Genomic DNA, 7,319 nt, shown 5'->3' on the forward strand with positions numbered 1-7,319 from the left:
AACCTGGTGCAGCTGCCCGGCTTTGGCGACATGCACCGCGTGCGTGCGTGGCTGCCAAGCCTGAGGGGCTGCGAGCTGCGGCGCGTTTACGGCAACGGCTCGTTCGTGCGGCCCGTCTCGGGCGAGGCACCGCGCGGCACGCTGCTGGTGCTGGGAGACTCGGTGGCCCAGGGCTTCACCGTGGGCGACTCGGCGCTTGCCTGGCCAAGCCTTGTGGCCGACGAGCTGCAGTACGGCCTCGTGAACCAGAGCGTGGGTGCGCAGGTGTTCCAGGAGAGCTCGCTGGGCGCGTTGCCCGTGGGCATGGACCCGTCGCTTGTGATCGTGGCGCTGGGGGCCAACTACCGCTATGGCCGCTGCAACGAGCGCGTGACGGGCCGCGAGATCGCGAGCTACCTCGTCCGCGCAGACGAGCTGTGGCCCAGCGTGCCTCTCGTGGTTATCGTGCCTGCCAAGCAGCCCGGGCGCGAGGCCGTGAGGGGCTCGTGCTACGAGCGCGTGGCCGACCTCATCGACGAGGCCGCGGCCCGCGTGAGGCGCCGCAGGCTCGCCGCGAGCGCTCCCGCCGTCATGGTACTGCGCGCCCCCGCCCTGCCCGAGGACCTGCTGAGCGACGAGGACGGTCACCCCACGGCGGCCGGCGCCGCGCTGCTGGCGCGCTTCGTGTGCTCCGAGCTGCCCAAGCTCTCGTGCCAGTGCCTGCGCGAGACGGGCCGCTTTGGCCGCTGCGGCGCCTGCGCTGGAAGTGGGACACTTCCGCCCGTAGCCTTTCTGTCCCAATCTGGTGGAGGGGCCAAGAAGCAGGGCGGCCGCAAGGCTAAGGCCACGGTTGCCGCCGCGATTGAGCCCAAGCCAGAGGCCACGCCCGTCTTGGCCAACGCGGCTGATACCGAGGCAGAAGCCACGTCCGTTTCAGCTAAGGTCGAGGCTGCCAAGCCCACTAAGCCTGCGCCCGTCTCGGCCAAGGTCGAGGGCGACGGACCCGTCGAGCCCGCGTCCCTCTCGGCCAAGCCAACCCGCAGGGCCGCGGCCGTCGAGGACACGCCGGTGGGCCAGACCATCTCGATGTTCACGCTGCTCGACGAGTAGGGGAGAAGATTGCCATGGCAAACCTCGCGAACCGCCCCGTTCCCAACCTGCCGCAGGAGCTGTCGCCACGTCTCGCGGGCGCCGTTCTTGACCAGCGCGCCCGCGGCCACCTGAGCGCCTACGCCACGCAGAACACAGCCGCCATCCGCCGCGAGAACACCGAGCGCGACCGCGCCACCGCGAGCCGCCCCGCCTTCGTGCGCGATGCCGAGAAGGTTATCCACCTGCCCGCCTATAACCGCCTCGCAGGCAAGACCCAGGTGTTCTCCCTGCGCGCCAACGATGACATCACCCGCCGCGGCCTGCACGTGCAGCTCGTGAGCCGCGTGGCGCGCGACATCGGCCTGTCGCTGGGGCTCAACCTCGACCTCATCGAGGCCATTGCCCTTGGCCACGACATTGGCCACACGCCGTTTGGCCACGCCGGCGAGCGCTTCCTGAACGACGTCTACCACGGCCGCACCGGCCGTTGGTTCTTTCACAACGTGCAGAGCGTGCGCGTGCTCGACGTGCTCTACGGCCGCAACCTCACCCTCCAGACGCTCGACGGCGTTATCTGCCATAACGGCGAGTGCGAGCGCCAGGTGTTCGAGACGAGTGACCTTGCGAGCTTCTCCGAGTTCGACAAGATCGTGCAGGGCTGCTGGGACAACGGCGAGCACGCGATTGGGCACCTGCGCCCCATGACGCTCGAGGGGTGCGTCGTGCGCGTCTCCGACATCATCGCCTACGTGGGCAAGGACCGACAGGACGCCATCGCCGCGGGCGTGGCGCGCGAGGACACCTTTGACGACGGCCTGGGCAGCGCCTACAACACGTGGGCCCTGGGCGCCTTCATCACCGACGTGGTGGAGCACAGCTTTGGCAAGCCCCGCATCGAGATGAGCGAGGCGGCGTTTGCCGAGATGCGCCGCGCCAAGCGCGAGAACTACGAGAAGATCTACAACGCCAGCGAGCTCTCGGGAGACCTCTCGGCAGACTTCGCCGAGCTCTTTGCCATGGTCTACGAGCGCATGCGCGAAGACCTTGCCGCCGGGCGCACCGACAGCCCCGTGTTTCGCCACCACATCGCTGACGTCGAGCGCACGCTTGCCCACTATGGCCGCAGCTACGACTGGCAGGCGGACCTCGACCTCACGGTGGTGGACTACATCTCCTCGATGACCGACGACTACTTCGTGGCCCTTTGCCAGGACCTCGACCCCAGCTGCGCCCCCATCTTTCGCCGCCGCGGCTACTTCTGCTAGGGGTGTGACGGGGGCGTCCATGGCGGAGGGACGTGCCTTCTGCCATATGACAAAAGACATGTCCCTCTGTCATGCCCTCCGTGATGATTCAAGCGCCAAAGTGTCGTACCATTGTTCCCATGGATACTCTGTTTACACAAGCCGAGCGCTACAAACGCAACGAGAACGCGCCGCTGGCCGTGCGCATGCGCCCACAGACCCTTGCCGAGTACGTGGGCCAGGCCCAGGCGGTGGGCGAGGGCTCGTGGCTGCGCCGCGCCATCGAGCACGACGTTTTGTCGAGCGTGATTCTCTACGGGCCCGCGGGCACTGGCAAGACCACCCTCGCGCGCATCATTGCCAACACCACCCATGCGGAGTTCGTCGAGGTCTCGGCCGTCACGGGCACCGTCAAGGACCTGCGTCGCGAGATCGACGCCGCCGAGAGCCGCCTCATGACGCGCGGGGTGCGCACCATCCTGTTCGTCGACGAGATCCACCGCTTCTCGCGCACGCAGCAAGACGCGCTGCTCCACGCCGTCGAGGACCGCATCGTGGTGCTCATTGGCGCCACCACCGAGAACCCCTACTTCGAGGTCAACTCGGCGCTCATCTCACGCAGCCGCGTGGTCGAGCTGCAGCCGCTGGGAAACGAGGACATCGCCGAGCTGCTGCGCCGCGCCTGCACCTCCGAGCACGGCCTGCGCGGCGCCTTTACGCTCGATGACGACGCGCTCGAGCAGATCGTGCAGCTTGCCGGGGGGGACGCGCGCGCCGCGCTCACCTCGCTCGAGCTTGCGAGCCAGATGGCTCTGCCGCCCGCGGCCAAGGTGGGGCCCGATGGCACGGTGACGCTTGCCGACGGCTCGCGCCTGGGCGCTGACGGGGAGGAACTGCCCATCACGGTCGAGCACGTGCTCGAGGCAAACCCGCGCCGGGGCTTGCCGTACGACAAGTCCGGCGACATGCACTACGACATCATCTCGGCGTTCATCAAGTCGATGCGCGGCAGCGACCCCGATGCCGTGCTCTACTGGCTCGCCCGCATGATCGACGCGGGCGAGGACCCCAAGTTCATCGCCCGGCGCATCATGATTCACGCGAGCGAGGACGTGGGCAACGCAGACCCGCAGGCCCTGCTCATTGCCCACGCCGCCTTTAAGTCTGCCGAGGTCATTGGCTATCCCGAGTGCCGCATCAACCTGGCGCAGGCCGCGCTCTACGTGTGTCTGGCTCCCAAGAGCAATGCCGCCGAGGCGGGTATCGACGCCGCACTGAACGAGGTGCGCCACGGGCCGCGCCGCGAGGTGCCCAACCACCTGAGGGACCGCCACCGTCCGGGGTCAGACGCCTACGGCCCCTACCTCTACCCGCACGACTACCCGGAAGGCTGGGTGCCCCAGCAGTACCTGCCCGACGGCCTCGAGCACGGGGCGTTCTTCCACCCAAGCGGCCGCGGCTGGGAGGCCTGGCGCCTCGACGCGACGCGCCACGACCGACCGCAGCAGTAGGGGGCGAGTGCGCGCCGCGTCGTTCTCAGCCATACCCGCGGCGCTGGCGGGCGGCCCGTGCGAGTGGGCGGCCCCGTCCCTCTCGGCATCGCCAGCGGTTCAGGCGGAGCCTCGCGGCCGTGCGCGTGCCTCTCGGCCACACCCGCGGCGCTGCCCGCCCACGCGGATGGGTAGAATGAAGCCCATGGAGCGCGCCCGCCTCCCGCGGGCGCCACGCTTATCGCTTAGAAACTTGGAGGAATCCCGATGGATCCAATGACGATCGCCCTCATCGTCCTCGTGATTGCCGGCGTCTGGGCCGTGGTCGAGCTTGCCCTCACCCTGCGCCAGACCCGCAAGAGCGTCAGCGAGCTCTCGGACTCCGTGAACGACACGATCGGTGAGGTCCGCCCCGCCATCGCCAAGCTCGACGGCGCAATCGACGAGCTTGGCCCCGCGGTCAAGGAGGTCGCCCCGATCCTCGAGAAGGCCTCGACTACGGTTGACCTCATCAACGTCGACCTCGTGCGCGTCGAGGGCATCCTCTCCGACGTCAACGCCGTGACCGGCGCGGGCGCCCACGTGACCGATGCCGTGACCGGCGCGGCCGAGTCCGTCTCGCGCGGCGTCGCAGGGGTTGCCGCCAAGGTCGCCGGCAAGGTGACTGGCGCCGGCAAGGCCGCCAAGATCGCCGCTCCTGAGGCCGCCGCGAATCTCGAGGCCCCCAAGGACGAGGCCGGCGAGCCCACGCCCGAGGCAGACGTCGAGGTCGAACGGGTCAAGGGCGACACGGGCTACTTTACCTACCCCGGCGCCTCCGCTCAGGCCGAGGGCGATGCCGCCACGACCGATGGCTCTGCCGAGTAGGGGGTGGCGAAGATGGACAAGCAGATCGTCAACCTCAGCATCCCCGCCCAGCCCGACTTTGCGCGCACCGTCCGCATGATGGCCGCGAATCTCGCCGTCATCTCCGGCCAGTCGGTCGAGGACGTCGAAGACGCCCGCATGGCCGCCGAGGAGGCCTTCGTGTGGTGTTGCGCCTCCGGCCCCGCCGCGTGCGACATCGAGTTCCAGGTGGCCGAGGGCTACCTGGGCGCCAAGTTCGCGTTTGGCCCCAACGACCTTCCCGAGGACGACCCGGCCTCGACCTACGCCGAGCTCATCCTCAACGCCGTGTGCGACGAGTGCGTCTTCGACCGCTCGACGCGCACGCTTCACCTCTCCAAGTTCGTGGATGTTGCCGATGCCTAGCGAATCGACAGAGCTAACCAGTGAGCAGCGCGCCGAGGCCCGGCGTGCCGCTGCCGCCTCCACCCACGAGCTGCCCGGCACGCCCAAGGGCAAACTCGCGTGGGACAAGCAGCGTACGCGCGAGCTGTTTGCGCTCTACAAGGAGCAGGGCGACGAGGACGCCCGCAACGAGCTGGTGATGAGCCACCTCAACCTGGTGCGCTTCCTCGCGAGCAAGTTCAAGAACCGCGGCGAGCCGCTCGACGACCTCGTGCAGGTGGGCACGATTGGCCTCATCAAGGCCATCGACCGCTTTGACCCCGGGCGCGGCCTCGAGTTCACCACGTATGCCACGCCCACCATCCTGGGCGAGATCAAGCGCCACTTCCGCGACAAGGGCTGGAGCGTGCGCGTGCCGCGCCGCCTGCAGGAGCTGTCGAGCAAGGTCAACCAGGCCACCGACGAGCTCACCAAGGAGCTGCAGCGCACCCCCTCCACCGAGGAGGTCGCTAGCAAGCTTGGCGTCACGGTCGAGGAGGTGCTCGAGGCCATGGAGTCCTCGAGCGCCTACAGCTCCGTGCCGCTCGAGGCCGGCGGCTCCGACGACGATGACGCGCCCGCGGTCATCGACCACTACGCGAGCGTCGACCAGGACCTGGCCGCCTCCGACGACCGTATGGTCATCGAGGACACCATCAAGGAGTTCTCGCCGCGCGAGCAGGAGGTCATCCGCATGCGCTTCAACGACAACCTCACGCAGGTCGAGATCGCCAAGCGCCTGGGCGTGTCCCAGGTGCAGGTGAGCCGCCTTTTGCGCCGAACGCTCAAGAAGCTACAGGAGAAGGTCGACCCCGAGGGGCTGATGCGGTGACGGCTGGCCGAAAGACCCCCGACGAGCAACGGCGGGCCTACGTGTCCGCGCGGCTCGTTGCCGTGCGCGCGTGGGCCTTCGTGGGCTGTGCCGTGGCGTTCGTCATCGCGCTTGCGGTGCTTGGATCTGTGGGCGACGCCGTCAAGTGCCTGCTCGTGGGTGCCGTTGTGGGGTTCATTTGCAGCTCGCTCACCAACTGGCTCGAGCGCCACGGCGTGGGCCGCGGCCTGGGAGCGCTCGTCTCGCTTGTGGCGTTTCTTGCCATCGTCGCGGGGCTCCTGTGCTGGCTGGGGCCCATGTTCCTCGACCAGTTGAGGCAGCTGCTCGAGCGCATGCCCGCCTTCTTCTCGCAGCTCCAGGACGCGGCGCGCAACTTCACCCTGCCGTTCACGCAGGGCAAGAACTCCGTGCTCTGGGATAGCGTGCGGGGTGCCATCGGAACCCTGGGAGACGTGGGCAAGGCCCTCGTGACCAGGCTTGCCAACTGGCTGTCTGCCGCCCTCGTGCCCAACATGATGGCGCTCGCAAACGACTTCGTGATGTTCTTCCTGGGCCTTGTGCTGGCCTACTGGTTTGCGAAGGACTACCCGGCCATCATGCGCGAGCTGGGCGTCATCGCAGGTCCGCGCCATGACGAGGACCTGGCGCTGCTCGTGGCGGTCCTGGGCCGCTCGGTGGGCGGCTACATGCGCGGCATCGTGATTACGAGCGTGCTCAATGGCGCGCTGGTGTTTCTTGCGCTGTGGATCTGTGGACACCCGTATGCCGGGCTCATGGGCGTCGTCGTGGGCATCATGCACTTCGTGCCCGTCGTGGGCCCCGCGGTGTCTGCCCTGCTGGCCACGCTGACCGGCCTCTTTGCGAGCCCGGCCGTTGCGGTGTGGACGCTCGTCTGGGCCATCGTTACGCAGAACGTCACCGACAACCTGGTGAGCCCGCTCGTGATGCAGAGCGCGGTGAAGATCCACCCCGCCATGAGCCTCATTGGCATCACGGTGGGCGCGAGCCTGGGCGGCGCCGTGGGCATGGCGCTGGCCGTGCCGCTCACGGCTGCGGTCAAGGGCGCGTTCATCTACTACTTCGAGAGCAAGACCGGCCGACAACTCGTGGGCTTCGACGGTGCGCTCTTCAAGGGGACCCCCTTCCACCACGCCGACGGCTCGCCGGTGCCCTCGTATGACGCCCTCGACGACGACTCGCTGGCCGCCACCTCGCTTATCGTGGCCAACCGCGACGCCGACGACGTCCGGGCCGACGAGGCCCCCGCGCCCGAGCCTGGCCTTCTCGATCACTTCCGCGCGCGCCTTCACAAGGGGGAGTAGCCGCTTGTCCCATGCGCTGGAGCATTCGTGCGGGGGCGCGGCCTCGCGGCTCCAAGCGGCCGGCACGCTGTATACTTCCAAGGTTGTATGA

General features: G+C 68.4%; 7 protein-coding genes. All 7 read left to right on the plus strand.

What is annotated here, in order from left to right; all coding sequences use genetic code 11:
* A partial coding sequence (locus tag AC1VTH_RS05285) for an SGNH/GDSL hydrolase family protein (protein ID WP_481335099.1) occupies positions 1 to 1,089 on the plus strand: 1,089 nt, incomplete at its 5' end.
* Positions 1,090 to 1,103: 14 nt separating this feature from the next.
* Positions 1,104 to 2,336 carry a deoxyguanosinetriphosphate triphosphohydrolase family protein gene (locus AC1VTH_RS05290; protein WP_481335101.1) on the plus strand — a complete coding sequence of 411 codons (1,233 nt, stop codon included), beginning with the start codon at positions 1,104 to 1,106 and terminating at the stop codon, positions 2,334 to 2,336.
* A gap of 119 nt (positions 2,337 to 2,455) precedes the next feature.
* Positions 2,456 to 3,826, plus strand: coding sequence for a replication-associated recombination protein A (locus tag AC1VTH_RS05295; RefSeq protein WP_481335103.1), 1,371 nt, complete (start codon positions 2,456 to 2,458; stop codon positions 3,824 to 3,826).
* Between the two features lie 246 nt (positions 3,827 to 4,072).
* Positions 4,073 to 4,672 (plus strand): hypothetical protein, encoded by a 600-nt coding sequence (locus AC1VTH_RS05300; protein ID WP_293826620.1) that lies wholly within the window; start codon positions 4,073 to 4,075, stop codon positions 4,670 to 4,672.
* Between the two features lie 12 nt (positions 4,673 to 4,684).
* Entirely contained in the window at positions 4,685 to 5,056 is a 372-nt protein-coding gene (locus AC1VTH_RS05305; RefSeq protein ID WP_481335104.1) for an ATP-binding protein, read from the plus strand.
* Positions 5,049 to 5,906, plus strand: coding sequence for an RNA polymerase sigma factor SigF (locus AC1VTH_RS05310; RefSeq protein ID WP_481335106.1), 858 nt, complete (start codon positions 5,049 to 5,051; stop codon positions 5,904 to 5,906). The genes AC1VTH_RS05305 and AC1VTH_RS05310 overlap by 8 nt, the downstream gene beginning before the upstream one ends.
* Positions 5,903 to 7,228 (plus strand): AI-2E family transporter, encoded by a 1,326-nt coding sequence (locus tag AC1VTH_RS05315; protein WP_481335108.1) that lies wholly within the window; start codon positions 5,903 to 5,905, stop codon positions 7,226 to 7,228. Before AC1VTH_RS05310 ends, AC1VTH_RS05315 begins: the two co-directional genes overlap by 4 nt.
* Positions 7,229 to 7,319 lie beyond the last annotated feature (91 nt).

Source organism: Parolsenella sp., from assembly GCF_982402205.1.